This is a genomic window from Microbacterium sp. LEMMJ01, from assembly GCF_002114135.1.
Taxonomy (GTDB): Bacteria; Actinomycetota; Actinomycetes; order Actinomycetales; family Microbacteriaceae; genus Microbacterium.
This window is the reverse complement of sequence record NZ_NCTV01000030.1, coordinates 356,844-374,184: the sequence shown is the minus strand read 5'-3', so window position 1 is coordinate 374,184 and position 17,341 is coordinate 356,844. Positions and strand designations below refer to the sequence as shown.

Here is a 17,341-nt window from a genome sequence, read left to right as displayed (position 1 = left end):
CGTCTCCGCGGAAGAGCGGCGGCCCCCGAGACCGGGGGCCGCCGCTCTTCCGCGTCCGGGGGAATGCCGGTGCACAGCGCCCTCGGATGTGGCGCATTCGCGGATACATCGAGTAGGATCATGTCGACCGCCTGGGGATCTTGCGGTCGGGGGCGCCGAAGGGGTTCGGCTCCCGAATCACGCGGTTCGTCCGCGTTGGAAATCTGGGGAAAACGATTTTGGGGATCATCGTGCGACGCGCACACTCCGTGCGCCTGAGCGTCTCCCCGCCTGCGCGGCGGGTCTTCCGCCGTGCCCTCGGTCGAGGCGTCCGGCGTCCCTTCACGCTGGATTCCTCGCGTTCGGTGTGCCCCCTCGCACTGAACGCCCTCCCCAAGCGGGGCGAGGCATGGGGATGCCTCGCCCCGCGCTCCTCCGCGGGCTGAACGCTCGCGGAGGAGGGGGTCCCTGAGAGTCCGGTGAGCGCGACACGCCCGGGTTTGCAGAAGTGAAATCCGCCGTGGCAGAATAGACAGGTTCGATATTCCGTCGCCGCTGCGCGTGCGCCGGATCACTGCCAGGGCAGTGCATAGACGGCGCCTCCTCCGGGAGGCCGCAGGGTTCTAGGCCGCGGGCAGCAGAACACAATCCCGACACCTTCATCATCGAGGGCACTGCCGTGCGCGGCGGGGGTCGGGCATCCGTCACCTCCGGGTGTGCGGCTGACAGCAGAACAGTGGTGCAGCCTCTTCGACAGGCTCCCGACCGCGAGGTCGAGGGCCCGAGAAGAACGAGTGCCGAGGCGCGAACAGCGCCGACGTGCGTCCAATGCCCCAGGGCCACCCGGTCCCGGACGGTAAGACGCTTAAAGAGAGAGAGCAGACAATGGCGGGACAGAAGATCCGCATTCGCCTGAAGTCGTATGACCACGAGGTCATCGACACGTCCGCACGCAAGATCGTCGACACCGTGACCCGTGCGGGCGCGACCGTCGTCGGACCCGTGCCCCTTCCGACCGAGAAGAACGTCGTGTGCGTCATCCGGTCGCCCCACAAGTACAAGGACAGCCGCGAGCACTTCGAGATGCGCACCCACAAGCGCCTGATCGACATCGTCGACCCGACGCCCAAGGCCGTCGACTCGCTGATGCGTCTCGACCTGCCGGCCGACGTCAACATCGAGATCAAGCTCTGAGGTTCGACATGGCTGACATCAACTCCAAGGTTTCCAAGGGCATGCTCGGCACCAAGCTCGGCATGACCCAGGTCTGGAACGAGAACGGCAAGCTCGTTCCCGTCACCGTCATCGAGCTCGCGCCGAACGTGGTCACCCAGATCCGTACCCCCGAGAAGGACGGCTACAACGCCGTGCAGATCGCGTACGGCCAGATCGACCCGCGCAAGGTGAACAAGCCCCTCTCGGCTCACTTCGAGGCTGCCGGCGTCACGCCGCGTCGCCACGTGACCGAGGTCCGCACGGCCGACGCCGCCGACTACACCCTGGGCCAGGAGCTCACGGTGGACGGCACGTTCGAGGCCGGCCAGCTCGTCGACGTCGTCGGCACGAGCAAGGGCAAGGGCACCGCCGGTGTCATGAAGCGCCACAACTTCAAGGGCGTCTCGGCATCGCACGGTGCGCACCGCAACCACCGCAAGCCCGGCTCCATCGGCGCATCGTCGACCCCGAGCCGCGTCTTCAAGGGCATGCGCATGGCCGGCCGTATGGGTGGCGAGCGCGTGACCGTCCTCAACCTCACGGTGCACGCCATCGACATCGAGAAGGGACTCATGCTCGTCAAGGGCGCCGTCCCCGGTGCTCGCGGCCGCATCGTCTACGTCCGCAACGCAGTGAAGGGTGCCTGATCATGGCTGACTCCACTCTCGCGCTCGACGTCCTCAAGGCAGACGGCAAGAAGGCAGGCTCCGTCGAGCTTCCCGCCGCGCTGTTCGACGTCAAGACGAACATCCCGCTCATCCACCAGGTCGTCGTCGCGCAGCTCGCGGCGGCTCGCCAGGGCACGCACTCGACCAAGCGTCGTGGCGAGGTCTCGGGTGCCGGCCGCAAGCCCTTCAAGCAGAAGGGCACGGGTAACGCCCGCCAGGGCTCGATCCGCGCGCCGCACATGACCGGCGGTGGCATCGTGCACGGCCCGAAGCCGCGCGACTACTCGCAGCGCACCCCCAAGAAGATGATCGCGGCCGCCCTGCTGGGCGCGCTCAGCGACCGCTTCCGCGGTGACCGTCTGCACGCGATCGACACCTTCGGCACCGACGGCGCGCCGTCGACCAAGGCCGCCGCGGGCTTCCTCGCCCAGGTCGCCACGTCGAAGAACGTCCTCGTGGTCATCGAGCGCGGCGACGAGCTCGCGCTCAAGAGCATCCGCAACCTCGGCCACGTCCACGTGCTGACGTTCGACCAGCTCAACGCCTACGACGTGCTCGTCTCCGACGACATCGTCTTCACCCAGGCCGCGCTCGAGGGCTTCATCGCCTCCAAGTCCGGCGCCAACCAGGAGGTCTCCGCATGAGCGAGCAGGCATCTGTTCTCCAGACGGCCCTGAACAAGGACCCGCGCGACATCATCCTGAAGCCGGTCGTGTCCGAGAAGAGCTACGGCCTGATCGACGAGGGCAAGTACACCTTCCTCGTCGACCCGCGCGCTTCGAAGACCGAGATCAAGCTCGCCATCGAGAAGATCTTCGGCGTCAAGGTCGCGTCCGTCAACACGATCAACCGCGTCGGCAAGGCCCGTCGCACCCGCTTCGGCACCGGTAAGCGCAAGGACACCAAGCGCGCCATCGTGAGCCTGAAGTCGGGCACCATCGACATCTTCACGGCAATCGGCTGATCCGGGGGATAAGGACAATCATGGCTATTCGCAAGTACAAGCCCACGACCCCGGGCCGTCGCGGCTCGTCGGTGGCTGACTTCGCCGAGATCACCCGATCGACGCCGGAGAAGTCGCTGCTGCGCCCGATCTCGAAGACCGGTGGTCGCAACAACCAGGGCCGCATCACGACCCGTCACATCGGTGGTGGCCACAAGCGCCAGTACCGCGTCATCGACTTCCGTCGCAATGACAAGGACGGCGTGAACGCCAAGGTCGCGCACATCGAGTACGACCCCAACCGCACCGCGCGCATCGCGCTGCTGCACTACTTCGACGGCGAGAAGCGCTACATCCTCGCGCCGGCGAAGCTGAAGCAGGGCGACATCGTCGAGTCGGGCCCCGCGGCGGACATCAAGCCGGGAAACAACCTCCCGCTGAAGAACATCCCCACGGGTACCGTCATCCACGCCATCGAGCTCCGCCCCGGCGGCGGCGCGAAGATGGCGCGCTCGGCCGGTGCGTCGGTCCGCCTCGTCGCCAAGGACGGCCCCTACGCCCAGCTGCGTCTGCCCTCCGGTGAGATCCGCAACGTGGATGCGCGCTGCCGCGCGACCATCGGCGAGGTCGGCAACGCCGAGCAGTCGAACATCAACTGGGGCAAGGCCGGCCGCATGCGCTGGAAGGGCGTCCGCCCGACCGTCCGCGGTGTCGCGATGAACCCGGTCGACCACCCGCACGGTGGTGGTGAGGGCAAGACGTCCGGTGGACGTCACCCCGTCTCCCCGTGGGGTCAGGCCGAGGGCCGCACCCGCCACGCCAACAAGGAAAGCGACAAGTACATCGTGCGTCGTCGCAACGCCGGCAAGAAGCGCAAGTAGGAGTAAGAGAAGATGCCTCGCAGTCTCAAGAAGGGCCCCTTCGTCGACGAGCACCTGCTTCGCAAGGTGGTCGTGCAGAACGAAGCCGGCACGAAGAACGTCATCAAGACCTGGTCCCGCCGGTCCATGATCATCCCGGCCATGCTGGGTCACACGATCGCGGTCCACGACGGTCGCAAGCACATCCCCGTGTTTGTCTCCGAGACCATGGTCGGTCACAAGCTGGGCGAGTTCGCGCCCACCCGCACCTTCCGCGGCCACGAGAAGGACGACAAGAAGGGCCGTCGCCGCTGACGCGGCGGCGATAGAGGAGAGAGAAATGGTGGAGTCCATCGCACGCGTGCGACACATCCGCGTGACCCCTCAGAAGGCTCGTCGTGTCGTCGCGCTCATCAAGGGCAAGCAGGCCCAGGAGGCTCTGGCGATCCTGAAGTTCGCTCAGCAGTCCGCCAGTGAGCCGATCTACAAGCTTGTCGCGTCGGCCATGGCCAACGCGCAGGTCAAGGCGGATCGTGACGGCGAGTACCTCGACGAGCAGGACCTGTACGTGAAGAACGCGTACGTGGACGAGGGCACGACGCTCAAGCGTTTCCAGCCCCGTGCACAGGGTCGCGCTTTCCAGATCAAGAAGCGCACGAGCCACATCACGGTCGTGCTCTCGACGCCGGAGGCGGCTCCTGCCGCGGCCGGCGACAGCAACAAGAAGGCGAGCAAGTAATGGGACAGAAGGTCAACCCGTACGGCTTCCGCCTCGGCATCACCACGGACCACGTGTCGCGCTGGTTCTCCGACTCGACGAAGCCGGGTCAGCGTTACGCCGACTACGTGGCCGAGGACATCAAGATCCGTCGCCTGCTGCAGACGCAGCTCGACCGTGCCGGCGTCTCGAACATCGAGATCGAGCGCACCCGTGACCGCGTCCGCGTCGACATCCACACCGCCCGCCCGGGCATCGTGATCGGTCGTCGTGGTGCAGAGGCCGAGCGCATCCGCGGCGACCTCGAGAAGCTCACGGGCAAGCAGATCCAGCTGAACATCCTCGAGGTCAAGAACCCCGAGGCCGACGCTCAGCTGGTCGCCCAGGGCATCGCCGAGCAGCTCTCGGCTCGCGTGGCGTTCCGTCGCGCGATGCGCAAGGGTCTGCAGGGCGCGCAGCGCGCCGGCGCCAAGGGCATCCGCATCCAGGTCTCGGGCCGTCTCGGCGGCGCCGAGATGAGCCGGTCGGAGTTCTACCGCGAGGGTCGTGTGCCGCTGCACACGCTGCGCGCGAACATCGACTACGGCTTCTACGAGGCCAAGACCACCTTCGGCCGCATCGGCGTGAAGGTGTGGATCTACAAGGGCGACCTCACCGCCAAGGAGCTCGCGCGCGAGCAGGCCAACGCGCCGAAGTCGCGCCGTGACGACCGTGGTGACCGCCGCCGTGCCCCGCGCAACGAGGCACCTGTTGCAGAAGGAGCGTCGGCATAATGCTCATCCCCCGTAAGGTCAAGTACCGCAAGCAGCACCACCCGGGGCGCTCGGGTCAGGCCACCGGCGGCACGAAGGTCTCCTTCGGCGAGTTCGGCATCCAGGCCCTCACCCCCGCGTACGTGACGAACCGTCAGATCGAGTCCGCTCGTATCGCGATGACCCGTCACATCAAGCGTGGCGGCAAGGTGTGGATCAACATCTACCCGGACCGTCCGCTCACGAAGAAGCCGGCCGAGACCCGCATGGGTTCCGGTAAGGGTTCCCCCGAGTGGTGGGTCGCCAACGTCAAGCCGGGCCGCGTCCTCTTCGAGGTCGCGGGTGTCGACGAGCAGCTCGCTCGCGAGGCACTGACCCGTGCAATCCACAAGCTGCCGCTCAAGGCACGCATCATCAAGCGCGAGGAGGGCGACGCGTAATGGCGATCGGCACCAAGGAGCTCGCTCCGGCAGAGCTCGACACGTTCGAAGACCAGCGCCTCGTTGAGGAGCTGCGCAAGGCCAAGGAGGAGCTGTTCAACCTCCGTTTCCAGTCGGCCACCGGCCAGCTGGAGAGCCACGGCCGCATCCGCGCCGTCAAGCGCGACATCGCGCGCCTCTACACGGTGATCCGCGAGCGCGAGCTGGGCATCCGTGCGACGCCCGCTCCGGTCGAGGCTCCCGCGAAGAAGGCGACCAAGTCGAAGGCGAAGAAGGCGGACGCCGCCGAGGACGCCCCGAAGGAAGAGGCTGAGTGATGGCCACCAAGAAGGAAGCCGCCGTCGAGGCTGAGCACGCCGCTCACGACGTGCGCGACGCCGACGCCCGCGGGTACCGCAAGGCCCGTCGTGGCTATGTCGTCAGCGACAAGATGGACAAGACGATCGTCGTCGAGGTCGAGGACCGCGTGAAGCACCCGCTTTACGGCAAGGTCATCCGCCGGACGTCGAAGGTCAAGGCGCACGATGAGGCGAACTCCGCCGGCATCGGCGACCTGGTCCTGATCAACGAGACCCGCCCGCTGAGCGCCACCAAGCGCTGGCGTCTGGTGGAGATTCTGGAGAAGGCCAAGTGATTCAGCAGGAGTCCCGTCTCAAGGTCGCCGACAACACCGGCGCCAAGGAGCTGCTCACGATCCGCGTCCTCGGTGGCTCGCGCCGCCGGTACGCCGGTCTGGGCGACACCATCGTCGCGACCGTCAAGGACGCGATCCCCGGTGGCAACGTCAAGAAGGGCGACGTCGTCAAGGCGGTCATCGTCCGCACCAAGAAGGAGACCCGTCGTCCCGACGGCTCCTACATCAAGTTCGACGAGAACGCCGCCGTCATCCTGAAGAACGACGGGGAGCCCCGCGGCACCCGTATCTTCGGGCCGGTCGGCCGTGAGCTTCGCGACAAGAAGTTCATGAAGATCGTCTCGCTGGCACCGGAGGTCATCTGATCATGGCGAAGATCAAGAAGGGCGACCTGGTTCAGGTCATCTCGGGCGCCAAGCCCGAGCGTGGTGGCGACCGCGGCAAGCAGGGCAAGGTCCTCGACGTCCTCGTCGAGCAGAACCGTGTCGTCGTCGAAGGCGTCAACTACGTCACCAAGCACACGCGCGTCGGTCAGACGCAGCGTGGCACGAAGACGGGTGGCCTCGAGACCGTCGAGGCGCCCATCCACATCTCGAACGTCGCACTCGTCGACCCCTCGACCAAGAAGCCGACCAAGGTCGGCCACCGGGTCGAGGAGCAGACCAAGGACGGCGTGAAGCGCACCGTCCGCGTGCGCTTCGCGAAGAAGAGCGGTAAGGACCTCTGATGGCAACGACCGACGCTGCGGTGGCTGGCAAGATCCAGCCCCGCCTGAAGGCGAAGTACAACGCCGAGATCAAGAAGGCTCTGCAGGACGAGTTCGGCTACGAGAACGTCATGCAGATCCCCGGCCTGGTCAAGGTCGTCGTGAACACCGGTGTCGGCGAGGCTGCTCGCGACAGCAAGGTGATCGATGGTGCGGTCGACGACCTCACCAAGATCACCGGCCAGAAGCCGATCGTCACCAAGGCCCGCAAGTCCATCGCGCAGTTCAAGCTGCGTGAGGGCCAGGCCATCGGCGCGCACGTCACCCTCCGTGGCGACCGTGCGTGGGAGTTCGTGGACCGCCTGGTCTCGCTCGCGCTGCCCCGCATCCGCGACTTCCGCGGTCTGTCGGCCAAGCAGTTCGACGGCAACGGCAACTACACCTTCGGTCTCCAGGAGCAGAGCGTGTTCCACGAGATCGATCAGGACAAGATCGACCGCGTCCGTGGTTTCGACATCACCGTCGTGACCTCGGCGAAGACGGACGACGAGGGTCGGGCGCTGCTCCGTCACCTCGGCTTCCCGTTCCGCGCGGACGACGCCCAGGCGTGACCCTTCGACGGGCTCAGTGGTCTCGTGTCACTGAGCCCGTCGATGTGCACGTACAATTGAAGATTGCGTGCTCATCGCAGGCCGTCTGTCGTGTAACGGCAGCCGGAACCTCATGAACGAAAGTAGACAACAATGACAATGACAGACCCGGTCGCAGACATGCTGACCCGTCTGCGCAACGCGAACTCGGCGCACCACGACACCGTGACGCTGCCGTCGAGCAAGCTCAAGACGCACATCGCAGAGATCCTCCAGCAGGAGGGCTACATCGCCGGCTGGGAGACCTCCGACGCGCGCGTGGGCAAGAACCTCACGCTGACGCTGAAGTACGGCCCGAACCGCGAGCGCTCGATCGCGGGCATCAAGCGCGTGTCGAAGCCCGGCCTCCGCGTGTACGCGAAGTCGACCGAGATCCCCACGGTCCTCGGCGGCCTCGGCGTGGCCATCCTGTCCACCTCCTCCGGTCTCCTCACGGACCGCCAGGCTGAGCAGAAGGGCGTGGGCGGAGAAGTTCTCGCCTACGTGTGGTAATCCGAAATGTCGCGTATTGGACGACTTCCCATCGACGTTCCCGCGGGCGTGACCGTTTCGGTCGACGGCCGTGAGGTCGCGGTGAAGGGCCCCAAGGGTGAGCTCACCCTCACGGTGGCCAGCCCCATCGAGGTGTCGGTCGAGGAGAACCAGGTTCTCGTCACCCGCCCCGACGACGAGCGCGAGTCCCGGTCGCTTCACGGCCTGACCCGCACGCTCATCAACAACAACATCATCGGCGTGACCCAGGGCTACACCAAGGGTCTCGAGGTCGTCGGCACCGGTTACCGCGTGCAGCAGAAGGGCAACTCGGTCGAGTTCGCCCTCGGCTTCTCGCACCCGGTCCTGGTCGACCCGCCCGCCGGCATCACGCTCACGGTCGAGGGCACGAACAAGCTCACCGTCAGCGGGATCGACAAGCAGGCCGTCGGTGAGGCGGCTGCGAACATCCGCAAGATCCGCAAGCCCGAGCCGTACAAGGGCAAGGGTGTGCGCTACGCCGGCGAGGTCGTGCGTCGCAAGGCCGGAAAGGCTGGTAAGTAACCATGGCTGTGAAGTCGAAGTCCGACGCCCGCGCGCGTCGTCACGCCCGTCTTCGCAAGAAGATCGTGGGCACCGAGGTGCGTCCGCGCCTCGTCGTCAACCGTTCGGCGCGTCACGTCTTCGTGCAGCTCGTCGACGACAGCAAGGGCCACACGGTCGCCTCGGCCTCGACGCTCGAGACCGACCTGCGTTCGCTGGATGGCGACAAGACCGCCAAGGCTCGCAAGGTCGGCGAGCTCCTCGCCGAGCGTGCGAAGGCCGCAGGCGTTTCCGAGGCAGTGTTCGACCGTGGCGGCAACCGCTACGCGGGTCGTGTCGCCGCCATCGCCGACGGCGCCCGTGAAGGGGGTCTGGCACTGTGAGTGACAACAAGGAGAACGAAGTGACCGAAGCGGCTGCTGCCACTTCCGAGACGGCCGCCGGCACCACGCAGGCTGAGCCCACTCGCGACCAGCGGGACGGCCGCCGCGGCGGACGTGACCGCAACCAGGGCGGCCGCGACCGCAACTCGCGCGACCGCGGCGACAACCAGTTCCTGGAGCGCGTCGTCACCATCAACCGCGTCTCGAAGGTCGTGAAGGGTGGTCGTCGCTTCAGCTTCACCGCTCTCGTGGTCGTCGGCGACGGCAACGGTCTGGTGGGCGTCGGCTACGGCAAGGCCCGTGAGGTCCCCCTGGCGATCTCGAAGGGTGTCGAAGAGGCCAAGCGCAACTTCTTCCGCGTCCCGCGCGTCGGCAGCACCATCCCGCACCCCGTGCAGGGTGAGTCGGCCGCCGGTGTGGTGCTCCTGCGCCCCGCCGCCGCCGGTACCGGTGTCATCGCCGGTGGTCCGGTCCGCGCCGTGCTCGAGTGCGCCGGCATCCACGACGTGCTGTCCAAGTCGCTCGGCTCGTCGAACACGATCAACATCGTGCACGCGACGGTCACCGCCCTGAAGGAGCTCGAGGAGCCCCGCGCCGTCGCCGCACGTCGTGGTCTCGAGTTCGACCAGGTCGCCCCGGCCCGGCTCGTCCGCGCCGAGGCCGAGGCCATCGCCGCACAGAAGGTAGGTGCCTGATGGCCGCGCGACTCAAGGTCACGCAGATCAAGTCCAAGGTGAGCGAGAAGCAGAACCAGCGCGACACGCTGCGCAGCCTCGGTCTCAAGCGGATCGGTGACACCACCGTCCGCCCCGACGACGCGCAGACGCGCGGCTACGTCAAGACCGTCGCCCACCTCGTCAAGGTTGAGGAGATCGACTAATGGCTGAGAAGAACGAGGCCGTCGAGGCCGAGAAGGCCACGAAGAAGGCGGCGGCTCCCAAGGCCGACGCCGCCAAGAAGCCCGCCGCGAAGAAGGCACCGGCCAAGACCGCTGCCGCCGACGCGAAGGCCGACGGCTCCGCCAAGGCTGCGCCGAAGAAGGACGCCCCGGCGTCCCGCCCCGGCGTGCTGAAGGTCCACCACCTGCGTCCGGTCCCGGGTGCCAACACCGCGAAGACCCGTGTCGGTCGCGGTGAGGGCTCGAAGGGCAAGACGGCCGGTCGCGGCACGAAGGGCACCAAGGCCCGCAACACCGTGCGCGTCGGCTTCGAGGGTGGCCAGATGCCGCTGCACATGCGCACGCCGAAGCTGCGCGGCTTCAAGAACCCGTTCCGCGTCGAGTACCAGGTCGTGAACCTGGAGAGGCTCGCGGAGCTCTACCCCCAGGGTGGCGACGTCACCGTGAGCGACCTGGTCGCCAAGGGTGCGGTTCGCAAGAACGAGAAGGTCAAGGTTCTCGGCAACGGCGACATCGCCGTGAAGCTCACCGTCGCGGTCGACAAGGTCTCGGGTTCCGCCGAGCAGAAGATCGTGGCTGCGGGCGGATCCGTCAAGTAACCACTGCGGAAGAGGGGTCGGAGATTCTCCGGCCCCTCTTCTGGTTCGGTGGGGGAGAAGCCGACCGCCCGCATTCCCCGGACCTCGGAGTGGGTTACCCTGGTGTTTCAGCCGCCCCTCGGGGGTTCGGCCACCTTTTCAGGAGGAACGTTCTTGTTTAGCGCCATCGCGCGGATCTTCCGCACGCCCGACCTGCGTCGGAAGATCGGTTTCACTCTCGCGATCATCGCGATCTACCGTCTCGGCTCGAACGTCCCCGCGCCGTTCGTCAACTTCCCGAACGTGGAGCAGTGTCTCGCGGCCAATGCCGGCACCGAGGGTCTGCTCGGACTCGTCAACCTCTTCTCCGGCGGCGCTCTGCTGCAGCTGTCGATCTTCGCGCTCGGTGTCATGCCGTACATCACGGCGACGATCATCACGCAGCTCCTGCGCGTCGTCATCCCGCACTTCGAGGCGCTGCACAAGGAGGGCCAGGCCGGACAGGCCAAGCTCACCCAATACACGCGGTACCTCACGATCGCGCTCGCGCTCCTGCAGTCGACGACCCTCGTCACCGTCGCCCGCACCGGTCAGCTCTTCGGAACGACCGACATCGGCGCGTGCACCCAGCTCCTCACGAACGACGTCTGGTGGGCCCAGGTGCTCATCATCATGGCGATGACGGCCGGCACCGGTCTGATCATGTGGTTCGCCGAGCTCGTCACCGAGCGCGGCATCGGCAACGGCATGTCGCTGCTGATCTTCACCTCCATCGCCGCGACCTTCCCCGGTGCGATGTCGATCATCTGGCAGACCCGCGGCTTCGAGGTGTTCCTCCTCGTGCTCCTCGTCGGCATCATCGTGATGGGTCTCGTCGTCTTCGTCGAGCAGTCCCAGCGGCGCATCCCCGTGCAGTACGCGAAGCGCATGGTGGGACGCCGGACGTACGGCGGCACCAACACGTACATCCCGATCAAGGTCAACATGGCGGGCGTGATCCCGGTCATCTTCGCCTCGTCGCTGCTGTACATCCCCGCGCTCATCGCCCAGTTCAATACCCCGCAGGACGGTTCGACGCCGCCCGCCTGGGTCAGCTGGATCAGCGCGAACTTCACCACCGGCAACAGCCCGATCTACATGGCGGCGTACTTCCTGCTGATCATCGGGTTCACCTACTTCTACGTCGCGATCACGTTCAACCCCGTCGAGGTCGCCGACAACATGAAGAAGTACGGCGGCTTCATCCCCGGGATCCGGGCCGGCCGTCCGACCGCGGAGTACCTGGACTACGTGCTCACCCGCATCACGCTCCCCGGTTCCCTCTACCTGGGCCTGATCGCCCTCATCCCGTTGATCGCCCTCGCCACGGTCGGCGCCAACCAGAACTTCCCGTTCGGTGGCGCGTCGATCCTCATCATCGTCGGCGTGGGTCTCGAGACGGTCAAGCAGATCGACGCCCAGCTGCAGCAGCGACACTACGAAGGACTTCTCCGATGACAGCATCCGCACGTCTTCTCATCGTCGGTCCGCAGGGTTCCGGCAAGGGCACGCAGGGTGTGCGCATCGCCGAGTCCTACGGCATCCCCGTCGTCTCGACCGGCGACATCTTCCGCGCGAACATCAAGGAGGGGACGGCGCTCGGCCAGCAGGTCACCGCGATCCTCGACAAGGGCGACCTCGTGCCGGACGAGCTGACGAGCGAGATCGTGCGCGACCGGCTGAGCCAGGACGACGCGCAGAACGGCTTCCTCCTCGACGGCTACCCCCGCAACACCGCGCAGGTGTCGCACCTGGACGCGTTCCTCGAGGGACGCGGCGAGGCGCTGGACGCGGTGATCCTCCTCGACGTCCCCCGTGAGGAGAGCATCGCCCGCCTCGCCCTTCGCGCCGCCGAGCAGGGCCGTTCCGACGACACCGACGAGGCCATCGCGCACCGACTCGACATCTACGAGAAGGAGACGGCGCCGATCATCGAGGTCTACAGCAGCCGCGGCATCGTCGACCGCATCGACGGCGTGGGCTCCCTCGAGGAGATCACGGAGCGCATCGCCGCCGCCCTGGCCGCTCGCGGACTGCGCTCCGCCGCCTCCGCCGCCTGAGATGTTCCGCCGCTCGATCTACAAGACCCCGGCTCAGCTCCGAGCCCTGGTCGAGCCCGGCCTCATCACCGCCGAGGCCCTCGACGCCGTCCGCGCCCTCATCAAGCCCGGAGTGAAGACGATCGAGCTCGATGCCGCCGCCAACCGCGCGATCGTGCAGCGGGGAGCGGAGTCGAACTTCCAGCTCGTCAAGGGCTACCACCACACGATCTGCGTCTCGGTCAACGAGCAGGTCGTGCACGGTATCCCGGGGGAGCGGGTGCTCCAGCCGGGCGACATCGTCTCGGTGGACTGCGGCGCCCAGTTCGACGGCTGGAACGGTGACAGCGCGATCACGGTCGTCGTCCCCGATCCCGAGCGCCCGGAGCTCGTCGCCCGCCGCGAGGAGCTCTCCCGCGTGACCGAAGGGTCGATGTGGGCGGGCATCGCCGCGATGGCGACGGCATCCTCGATCGACGAGATCGGCGCCGCCATCCAGGACTACATCGAGGCGCAGGGGCCGTCTGCCGTGAGCGGCGAGCCCTACGGGATCCTCCGCGAGTACGTCGGCCACGGCATCGGGCGGAAGATGCACGAGGCGCCCAGCGTCTTCAACTACCGGACACCCGACCGCGGCGCGGACGTGAAGCCCGGGCTCGTGCTCGCCATCGAGCCCATGGTGACCGCCGGCGGCGAGGCGACCTTCGTGGAGGACGACGACTGGACCGTCACGACGGTCGACGGCACTGACGGCTCACATTGGGAACATAGCGTCGCCCTGCATGATGGGGGCATCTGGGTGCTCACCGCGCCCGATGGTGGAAGAGCCGGACTCGCCCCGTTCGGGGTCGAGCCTCGAGAGATCGGAAAGTAATGGCAGCGGCGAAGAGCAACACCAACTGGTTCGCGATCGGCGTCTCCATCGCTGTCGTCGTGGTCCTGGTGGCCCTCGGCGGACTCGTGGTGTTCCTTAACAACCAGGCGACCTCTCCCGGCGCCACCCCGACCGCGAGCGACAACTTCGACGCCGACGCTGGCTCCATCTCCATGGGCGACGGCGACACCACGGTGTCGGTCTTCCTCGACTTCCAGTGCCCGGTCTGCAAGTCCTTCGAGGACCAGTTCGGCGCCGCCCTCGAGGCCAAGGCGCAGAGCGGCGAGATCACCCTCGAGCAGCACCCCATCGCGATCCTGGACCGCTTCTCGCAGGGCACCGAGTTCTCCTCCCGTTCGGCCGGTGCCGCGTTCTGCGTCGCCGAGTCCGACTCCGACCTCTACTTCGACTACGCGAAGGTCCTGTTCGAGAACCAGCCGGCGGAGAACAGCCCCGGCCTCACGAACGAGCAGCTCGCCGAGTTCGCCACCCAGGTCGGCGCGGGCGACGATGTGGTGTCCTGCATCACGGACGAGACGTACCGCAAGTTCGGTGCCGCGCAGGCGAAGGCCAACGACATCCAGGGCACCCCGACCGTCGAGATCGACGGCGAGCGGCTCGACCTCCAGAACCAGGAAGACATGAAGCGGTTCACCGACCTGCTCGGCTGACACGCCCTGACCCCTCGACGCCCCGTCCGGCCAAGTTGCCGGATGGGGCGTCGTCGGATAACATAGATCTTTGGTGCCTTGTGCCATGCGTTCGGCGTGTCCGATCCGGCCCGGTACCGCACATCACCCACCCACCGCAGATCGACCGGTCTGCAGAAGCGTCAGCGAGGCTATGGCTAAGAAAGACGGTGTCATCGAGATCGAGGGCGTCGTGTCGGAGGCTCTGCCCAACGCGATGTTCCGCGTTGAGCTCAGCAATGGACACAAGGTTCTGGCGACGATCTCCGGAAAGATGCGGCAGAACTACATCCGCATCATCCCCGAGGACCGCGTGGTCGTGGAGCTCAGCCCCTACGACCTGACCCGCGGCCGCATCGTCTACCGCTACCGCTGATCGGTCGAGAAGTAACACCCCAGGCTCCACGCCTGCCCGGTGAAGACAGCGAACAGGAAACATCATGAAGGTCAACCCCAGCGTCAAGCCGATCTGCGATCACTGCAAGGTGATCCGCCGCCACGGCCGCGTGATGGTGATCTGCAAGAGCAACCCGCGTCACAAGCAGCGCCAGGGCTGAGTGCCCCGCTGCGTGGGCGCCGCTCTCGCAATCTCATAACTCAATACGACACGGCAGGATCAGAACCCGCGGAAGCGGGGGACACCTCGGGGCGGAGGCCCGGGCACCGATCCTGCTCCACACCTCCACAACACCCAGGAGAACCGCATGGCACGTCTTGCCGGCGTTGACATCCCGCGCGACAAGCGCGTGGTGATCGCCCTTACCTACATCTACGGCGTCGGCCGTACCCGCTCGGTCGAGATCCTCAAGGCGACCGACATCGACGAGAGCATCCGCGTGAAGGACCTCAGCGACGACCAGCTCGTCGCCCTCCGCGACTACATCGAAGGCAACTACAAGGTGGAGGGTGACCTGCGCCGCGAGGTGGCCGCAGACATCCGCCGCAAGGTCGAGATTGGCTCCTACGAGGGCCTCCGCCACCGTCGTGGCCTCCCGGTCCGCGGTCAGCGCACCAAGACCAACGCCCGTACCCGCAAGGGCCCGAAGCGCACCGTCGCCGGCAAGAAGAAGGCCCGCTAAGCAGCGGCCAGGGACTAGGAGAACACTTTCATGGCTGCACCCAAGGCCGCCGCGCGCAAGCCGCGCCGCAAGGAGAAGAAGAACATCGCGCTGGGCCAGGCCCACATCAAGTCGACGTTCAACAACACCATCGTTTCGATCACCGACCCGTCCGGCGCTGTCATCAGCTGGGCGTCGTCGGGTGGCGTGGGCTTCAAGGGCTCCCGCAAGTCGACCCCGTACGCCGCAGGCATGGCCGCCGAGTCGGCCGCCCGCCAGGCGCAGGAGCACGGCGTGAAGAAGGTCGACGTCTTCGTGAAGGGTCCGGGCTCCGGCCGCGAGACCGCGATCCGCTCGCTGCAGGCCGCCGGCCTCGAGGTGGGTTCGATCCAGGACGTCACCCCGCAGGCGCACAACGGCTGCCGTCCGCCGAAGCGTCGCCGCGTCTGATGCGTGTGCCGAGCCGCTCGTCCTTCGGGCGAGCGGCTCGGCGCCCCGCGTGGGGCATCGACTTCCACAACTCAAGACCTCACCCCACCACATGTCATATAGCGGGCATGTGATCGAAAGGAACACAGAGTGCTTATTGCACAGCGTCCCACACTGACCGAGGAAAAGATCGTCGAGAACCGGAGCCGGTTCATCATCGAGCCTCTGGAGCCCGGCTTCGGCTACACGATCGGCAACGCGCTGCGTCGCAGCCTGCTGTCGTCGATCCCCGGCGCCGCTGTCACCAGCGTCCGCATCGACGGTGTGCTGCACGAGTTCAGCACGATCCCCGGCGTGAAGGAGGATGTCACCGAGATCATCCTCAACATCAAGCAGCTGGTCGTCTCCAGCGAGCGCGACGAGCCCATCACCGCGTACCTCCGCAAGACCGGTGCCGGTGAAGTGACCGCCGCCGACATCTCGGCTCCGGCCGGTGTCGAGGTGCACAACCCCGAGCTCGTCATCGCGACGCTCAACGACACCGCCAAGTTCGAGCTCGAGCTCACCATCGAGCGCGGCCGTGGCTACGTCTCCGCGACGCAGAACCGCAACGAGTACGCCGAGGCCGGTCAGATCCCGATCGACTCGATCTACTCGCCCGTGCTGAAGGTCAGCTACCGCGTCGACGCCACCCGTGCCGGTGAGCGCACCGACTTCGACAAGCTCATCCTCGACGTCGAGACCAAGTCGGCGATCAGCCCCCGCGACGCCGTCGCCTCGGCTGCCAAGACGCTCACCGAGCTGTTCGGTCTCGCCCGCGAGCTGAACGTCGAGGCCGAGGGCATCGAGATCGGCCCGGCGCCGGTGGAGGCTGTGAACTCCAGCGAGCTGTCGATGCCGATCGAGGACCTCGACCTGTCGGTCCGCTCGTACAACTGCCTGAAGCGTGAGGGCATCAACACCGTTTCTGAGCTCGTCGCCCTGTCGGAGACGCAGCTCATGAACATCCGCAATTTCGGCCAGAAGTCGGTCGACGAGGTGCGCGACAAGCTCATCTCGCTCGGTCTGTCGCTCAAGGATTCGGTGCCCGGTTTCGACGGCGCCCACTTCTACGGCGGCAGCGAAGACGAGTCCTTCTGATACCCGACCCTTTCTGACCAGGAGTTAGACGATTATGCCCAAGCCCACCAAGGGTCCCCGCCTCGGAGGCGGCCCCGCCCACGAGCGCCTGCTGCTTGCCAACCTCGCTGCTGCGCTGTACACCCACAAGTCGATCAAGACGACCGAGACGAAGGCCAAGCGCCTGCGTCCGCTCGCCGAGCGCCTCATCACCTTCGCCAAGCGCGGAGACCTCCACGCCCGCCGTCGCGTGCTGTCGGTCATCGGTGACAAGGAAGTCGTGCACGTCCTGTTCAACGAGATCGCTCCGCTCGTCGCGGACCGCGAGGGTGGCTACACGCGCATCACCAAGGTCGGGAACCGCAAGGGCGACAACGCCCCCATGGCCGTGATCGAGCTCGTCCTCGAGCCCGTCACCCCGAAGGCGAAGTCGACCAAGAAGGCCGCTGCGGCCCCGAAGGACGAGAAGCCGGCTGCCGAGGAGGCTCCCGCCGAGGAGACCGTTGAGGCCCCCGCGGACGAGACCCCTGCCGAGGACACGGCTGCCGAGGCCGGCGCCGAGTCGCAGGCCGAGGGCGAGGCCGCTGAGGCCGCCGCCGAGGACGCTGTCGAGAAGAAGTCCGAGTAAGGACAGATCTCCTACGAAGCCCGCCGCC

The 17,341-nt window shown here is 66.7% G+C and carries 30 protein-coding genes; all 30 read left to right on the top strand.

Features of this window, described 5'->3' with window-relative positions:
* The first annotated feature begins 864 nt into the window (after nt 1–864).
* The 30 genes from rpsJ (at nt 865) to rplQ (ending at nt 17,313) form a co-directional block, all read left to right on the top strand.
* Entirely contained in the window at nt 865–1,173 is a 309-nt protein-coding gene (gene rpsJ, locus B7W94_RS10700; protein ID WP_017201594.1) for a 30S ribosomal protein S10, read from the top strand.
* Nucleotides 1,174–1,181: 8 nt separating this feature from the next.
* Entirely contained in the window at nt 1,182–1,841 is a 660-nt protein-coding gene (gene rplC, locus B7W94_RS10695) for a 50S ribosomal protein L3 (RefSeq protein ID WP_062632874.1), read from the top strand.
* A 2-nt stretch (nt 1,842–1,843) separates the two neighbouring features.
* Nucleotides 1,844–2,506 (top strand): 50S ribosomal protein L4, encoded by a 663-nt coding sequence (gene rplD, locus B7W94_RS10690; RefSeq protein ID WP_025102407.1) that lies wholly within the window; start codon nt 1,844–1,846, stop codon nt 2,504–2,506.
* Entirely contained in the window at nt 2,503–2,826 is a 324-nt protein-coding gene (gene rplW, locus B7W94_RS10685) for a 50S ribosomal protein L23 (protein WP_025102406.1), read from the top strand. The genes rplD and rplW overlap by 4 nt, the downstream gene beginning before the upstream one ends.
* Before the next feature lie 20 nt (nt 2,827–2,846).
* Nucleotides 2,847–3,686 (top strand): 50S ribosomal protein L2, encoded by an 840-nt coding sequence (gene rplB, locus B7W94_RS10680; RefSeq protein ID WP_025102405.1) that lies wholly within the window; start codon nt 2,847–2,849, stop codon nt 3,684–3,686.
* 12 nt (nt 3,687–3,698) lie between these two features.
* On the top strand, nt 3,699–3,980 hold the full coding sequence (rpsS, locus tag B7W94_RS10675) for a 30S ribosomal protein S19 (RefSeq protein ID WP_017201589.1): 282 nt from the start codon (nt 3,699–3,701) through the stop codon (nt 3,978–3,980).
* Nucleotides 3,981–4,005: 25 nt separating this feature from the next.
* Nucleotides 4,006–4,404, top strand: a complete 399-nt coding sequence (gene rplV / locus B7W94_RS10670; protein ID WP_025102404.1) for a 50S ribosomal protein L22 — start codon at nt 4,006–4,008, stop codon at nt 4,402–4,404.
* On the top strand, nt 4,404–5,156 hold the full coding sequence (gene rpsC / locus B7W94_RS10665) for a 30S ribosomal protein S3 (RefSeq protein WP_025102403.1): 753 nt from the start codon (nt 4,404–4,406) through the stop codon (nt 5,154–5,156). Before rplV ends, rpsC begins: the two co-directional genes overlap by 1 nt.
* A complete protein-coding gene (rplP, locus tag B7W94_RS10660; protein ID WP_025102402.1) occupies nt 5,156–5,575 on the top strand; it encodes a 50S ribosomal protein L16 in 420 nt (139 codons plus the stop codon). Before rpsC ends, rplP begins: the two co-directional genes overlap by 1 nt.
* Nucleotides 5,575–5,892, top strand: a complete 318-nt coding sequence (gene rpmC, locus B7W94_RS18490) for a 50S ribosomal protein L29 (protein WP_025102401.1) — start codon at nt 5,575–5,577, stop codon at nt 5,890–5,892. The genes rplP and rpmC overlap by 1 nt, the downstream gene beginning before the upstream one ends.
* Nucleotides 5,892–6,209: a 30S ribosomal protein S17 gene (gene rpsQ / locus B7W94_RS10650; protein WP_025102400.1), complete on the top strand. Its 318-nt coding sequence runs from the start codon at nt 5,892–5,894 to the stop codon at nt 6,207–6,209. Before rpmC ends, rpsQ begins: the two co-directional genes overlap by 1 nt.
* Nucleotides 6,206–6,574 carry a 50S ribosomal protein L14 gene (gene rplN, locus B7W94_RS10645; protein WP_025102399.1) on the top strand — a complete coding sequence of 123 codons (369 nt, stop codon included), beginning with the start codon at nt 6,206–6,208 and terminating at the stop codon, nt 6,572–6,574. Before rpsQ ends, rplN begins: the two co-directional genes overlap by 4 nt.
* A 2-nt stretch (nt 6,575–6,576) precedes the next feature.
* Nucleotides 6,577–6,936, top strand: coding sequence for a 50S ribosomal protein L24 (rplX, locus tag B7W94_RS10640; RefSeq protein WP_025102398.1), 360 nt, complete (start codon nt 6,577–6,579; stop codon nt 6,934–6,936).
* Nucleotides 6,936–7,526: a 50S ribosomal protein L5 gene (gene rplE / locus B7W94_RS10635; protein ID WP_025102397.1), complete on the top strand. Its 591-nt coding sequence runs from the start codon at nt 6,936–6,938 to the stop codon at nt 7,524–7,526. Before rplX ends, rplE begins: the two co-directional genes overlap by 1 nt.
* Before the next feature lie 132 nt (nt 7,527–7,658).
* Nucleotides 7,659–8,057 carry a 30S ribosomal protein S8 gene (gene rpsH / locus B7W94_RS10630; protein ID WP_025102396.1) on the top strand — a complete coding sequence of 133 codons (399 nt, stop codon included), beginning with the start codon at nt 7,659–7,661 and terminating at the stop codon, nt 8,055–8,057.
* A 6-nt stretch (nt 8,058–8,063) separates the two neighbouring features.
* The gene (gene rplF / locus B7W94_RS10625; protein WP_025102395.1) at nt 8,064–8,600 is read left to right on the top strand and encodes a 50S ribosomal protein L6; all 537 of its coding nucleotides are present in this window, start codon (nt 8,064–8,066) and stop codon (nt 8,598–8,600) included.
* 2 nt (nt 8,601–8,602) lie between these two features.
* Nucleotides 8,603–8,962, top strand: coding sequence for a 50S ribosomal protein L18 (gene rplR, locus B7W94_RS10620; RefSeq protein WP_025102394.1), 360 nt, complete (start codon nt 8,603–8,605; stop codon nt 8,960–8,962).
* Between the two features lie 20 nt (nt 8,963–8,982).
* Nucleotides 8,983–9,657, top strand: a complete 675-nt coding sequence (gene rpsE / locus B7W94_RS10615) for a 30S ribosomal protein S5 (protein ID WP_200838869.1) — start codon at nt 8,983–8,985, stop codon at nt 9,655–9,657.
* Nucleotides 9,657–9,842: a 50S ribosomal protein L30 gene (rpmD, locus tag B7W94_RS10610; protein WP_017201575.1), complete on the top strand. Its 186-nt coding sequence runs from the start codon at nt 9,657–9,659 to the stop codon at nt 9,840–9,842. Before rpsE ends, rpmD begins: the two co-directional genes overlap by 1 nt.
* Nucleotides 9,842–10,459 carry a 50S ribosomal protein L15 gene (rplO, locus tag B7W94_RS10605; RefSeq protein WP_085606380.1) on the top strand — a complete coding sequence of 206 codons (618 nt, stop codon included), beginning with the start codon at nt 9,842–9,844 and terminating at the stop codon, nt 10,457–10,459. Before rpmD ends, rplO begins: the two co-directional genes overlap by 1 nt.
* A gap of 153 nt (nt 10,460–10,612) precedes the next feature.
* Nucleotides 10,613–11,935, top strand: a complete 1,323-nt coding sequence (secY, locus tag B7W94_RS10600) for a preprotein translocase subunit SecY (RefSeq protein WP_025102391.1) — start codon at nt 10,613–10,615, stop codon at nt 11,933–11,935.
* Nucleotides 11,932–12,537 (top strand): adenylate kinase, encoded by a 606-nt coding sequence (locus tag B7W94_RS10595; RefSeq protein WP_062765215.1) that lies wholly within the window; start codon nt 11,932–11,934, stop codon nt 12,535–12,537. Before secY ends, B7W94_RS10595 begins: the two co-directional genes overlap by 4 nt.
* Before the next feature lies 1 nt (nt 12,538).
* Nucleotides 12,539–13,390, top strand: a complete 852-nt coding sequence (map, locus tag B7W94_RS10590; RefSeq protein WP_085606378.1) for a type I methionyl aminopeptidase — start codon at nt 12,539–12,541, stop codon at nt 13,388–13,390.
* Nucleotides 13,390–14,061: a DsbA family protein gene (locus B7W94_RS10585; RefSeq protein WP_062765208.1), complete on the top strand. Its 672-nt coding sequence runs from the start codon at nt 13,390–13,392 to the stop codon at nt 14,059–14,061. The genes map and B7W94_RS10585 overlap by 1 nt, the downstream gene beginning before the upstream one ends.
* A 172-nt stretch (nt 14,062–14,233) precedes the next feature.
* A complete protein-coding gene (gene infA, locus B7W94_RS10580) occupies nt 14,234–14,455 on the top strand; it encodes a translation initiation factor IF-1 (protein WP_018171468.1) in 222 nt (73 codons plus the stop codon).
* Between the two features lie 64 nt (nt 14,456–14,519).
* A complete protein-coding gene (gene rpmJ / locus B7W94_RS10575) occupies nt 14,520–14,636 on the top strand; it encodes a 50S ribosomal protein L36 (protein ID WP_005050492.1) in 117 nt (38 codons plus the stop codon).
* A gap of 147 nt (nt 14,637–14,783) precedes the next feature.
* Nucleotides 14,784–15,158, top strand: coding sequence for a 30S ribosomal protein S13 (rpsM, locus tag B7W94_RS10570; protein ID WP_062632862.1), 375 nt, complete (start codon nt 14,784–14,786; stop codon nt 15,156–15,158).
* A gap of 30 nt (nt 15,159–15,188) precedes the next feature.
* On the top strand, nt 15,189–15,587 hold the full coding sequence (gene rpsK / locus B7W94_RS10565; protein WP_045249905.1) for a 30S ribosomal protein S11: 399 nt from the start codon (nt 15,189–15,191) through the stop codon (nt 15,585–15,587).
* Nucleotides 15,588–15,716: 129 nt separating this feature from the next.
* The gene (locus B7W94_RS10560) at nt 15,717–16,706 is read left to right on the top strand and encodes a DNA-directed RNA polymerase subunit alpha (protein ID WP_025102386.1); all 990 of its coding nucleotides are present in this window, start codon (nt 15,717–15,719) and stop codon (nt 16,704–16,706) included.
* 34 nt (nt 16,707–16,740) lie between these two features.
* Nucleotides 16,741–17,313, top strand: coding sequence for a 50S ribosomal protein L17 (gene rplQ / locus B7W94_RS10555; protein ID WP_062632861.1), 573 nt, complete (start codon nt 16,741–16,743; stop codon nt 17,311–17,313).
* Nucleotides 17,314–17,341 lie beyond the last annotated feature (28 nt).

Bases quoted from the DNA above. Each gene is read 5' to 3' on its own strand.
- rplQ (WP_062632861.1), top strand. From the start codon at position 16,741: ATGCCCAAGCCCACCAAGGGTCCCCGCCTCGGAGGCGGCCCCGCCCAC.
- rpsK (WP_045249905.1), top strand. From the start codon at position 15,189: ATGGCTGCACCCAAGGCCGCCGCGCGCAAGCCGCGCCGCAAGGAGAAG.
- rplV (WP_025102404.1), top strand. From the start codon at position 4,006: ATGGTGGAGTCCATCGCACGCGTGCGACACATCCGCGTGACCCCTCAG.
- rplX (WP_025102398.1), top strand. From the start codon at position 6,577: ATGGCGAAGATCAAGAAGGGCGACCTGGTTCAGGTCATCTCGGGCGCC.
- rplO (WP_085606380.1), top strand. From the start codon at position 9,842: ATGGCTGAGAAGAACGAGGCCGTCGAGGCCGAGAAGGCCACGAAGAAG.
- rplW (WP_025102406.1), top strand. From the start codon at position 2,503: ATGAGCGAGCAGGCATCTGTTCTCCAGACGGCCCTGAACAAGGACCCG.
- rplP (WP_025102402.1), top strand. From the start codon at position 5,156: ATGCTCATCCCCCGTAAGGTCAAGTACCGCAAGCAGCACCACCCGGGG.
- rpsQ (WP_025102400.1), top strand. From the start codon at position 5,892: ATGGCCACCAAGAAGGAAGCCGCCGTCGAGGCTGAGCACGCCGCTCAC.
- rpmD (WP_017201575.1), top strand. From the start codon at position 9,657: ATGGCCGCGCGACTCAAGGTCACGCAGATCAAGTCCAAGGTGAGCGAG.
- infA (WP_018171468.1), top strand. From the start codon at position 14,234: ATGGCTAAGAAAGACGGTGTCATCGAGATCGAGGGCGTCGTGTCGGAG.
- rplB (WP_025102405.1), top strand. From the start codon at position 2,847: ATGGCTATTCGCAAGTACAAGCCCACGACCCCGGGCCGTCGCGGCTCG.
- rpsM (WP_062632862.1), top strand. From the start codon at position 14,784: ATGGCACGTCTTGCCGGCGTTGACATCCCGCGCGACAAGCGCGTGGTG.
- rplC (WP_062632874.1), top strand. From the start codon at position 1,182: ATGGCTGACATCAACTCCAAGGTTTCCAAGGGCATGCTCGGCACCAAG.
- rplR (WP_025102394.1), top strand. From the start codon at position 8,603: ATGGCTGTGAAGTCGAAGTCCGACGCCCGCGCGCGTCGTCACGCCCGT.
- rpsJ (WP_017201594.1), top strand. From the start codon at position 865: ATGGCGGGACAGAAGATCCGCATTCGCCTGAAGTCGTATGACCACGAG.
- rplF (WP_025102395.1), top strand. From the start codon at position 8,064: ATGTCGCGTATTGGACGACTTCCCATCGACGTTCCCGCGGGCGTGACC.
- rpsH (WP_025102396.1), top strand. From the start codon at position 7,659: ATGACAATGACAGACCCGGTCGCAGACATGCTGACCCGTCTGCGCAAC.
- rpsC (WP_025102403.1), top strand. From the start codon at position 4,404: ATGGGACAGAAGGTCAACCCGTACGGCTTCCGCCTCGGCATCACCACG.
- map (WP_085606378.1), top strand. From the start codon at position 12,539: ATGTTCCGCCGCTCGATCTACAAGACCCCGGCTCAGCTCCGAGCCCTG.
- rplD (WP_025102407.1), top strand. From the start codon at position 1,844: ATGGCTGACTCCACTCTCGCGCTCGACGTCCTCAAGGCAGACGGCAAG.
- rplE (WP_025102397.1), top strand. From the start codon at position 6,936: ATGGCAACGACCGACGCTGCGGTGGCTGGCAAGATCCAGCCCCGCCTG.
- rpsS (WP_017201589.1), top strand. From the start codon at position 3,699: ATGCCTCGCAGTCTCAAGAAGGGCCCCTTCGTCGACGAGCACCTGCTT.
- rpmC (WP_025102401.1), top strand. From the start codon at position 5,575: ATGGCGATCGGCACCAAGGAGCTCGCTCCGGCAGAGCTCGACACGTTC.
- B7W94_RS10595 (WP_062765215.1), top strand. From the start codon at position 11,932: ATGACAGCATCCGCACGTCTTCTCATCGTCGGTCCGCAGGGTTCCGGC.
- rpmJ (WP_005050492.1), top strand. From the start codon at position 14,520: ATGAAGGTCAACCCCAGCGTCAAGCCGATCTGCGATCACTGCAAGGTG.
- B7W94_RS10585 (WP_062765208.1), top strand. From the start codon at position 13,390: ATGGCAGCGGCGAAGAGCAACACCAACTGGTTCGCGATCGGCGTCTCC.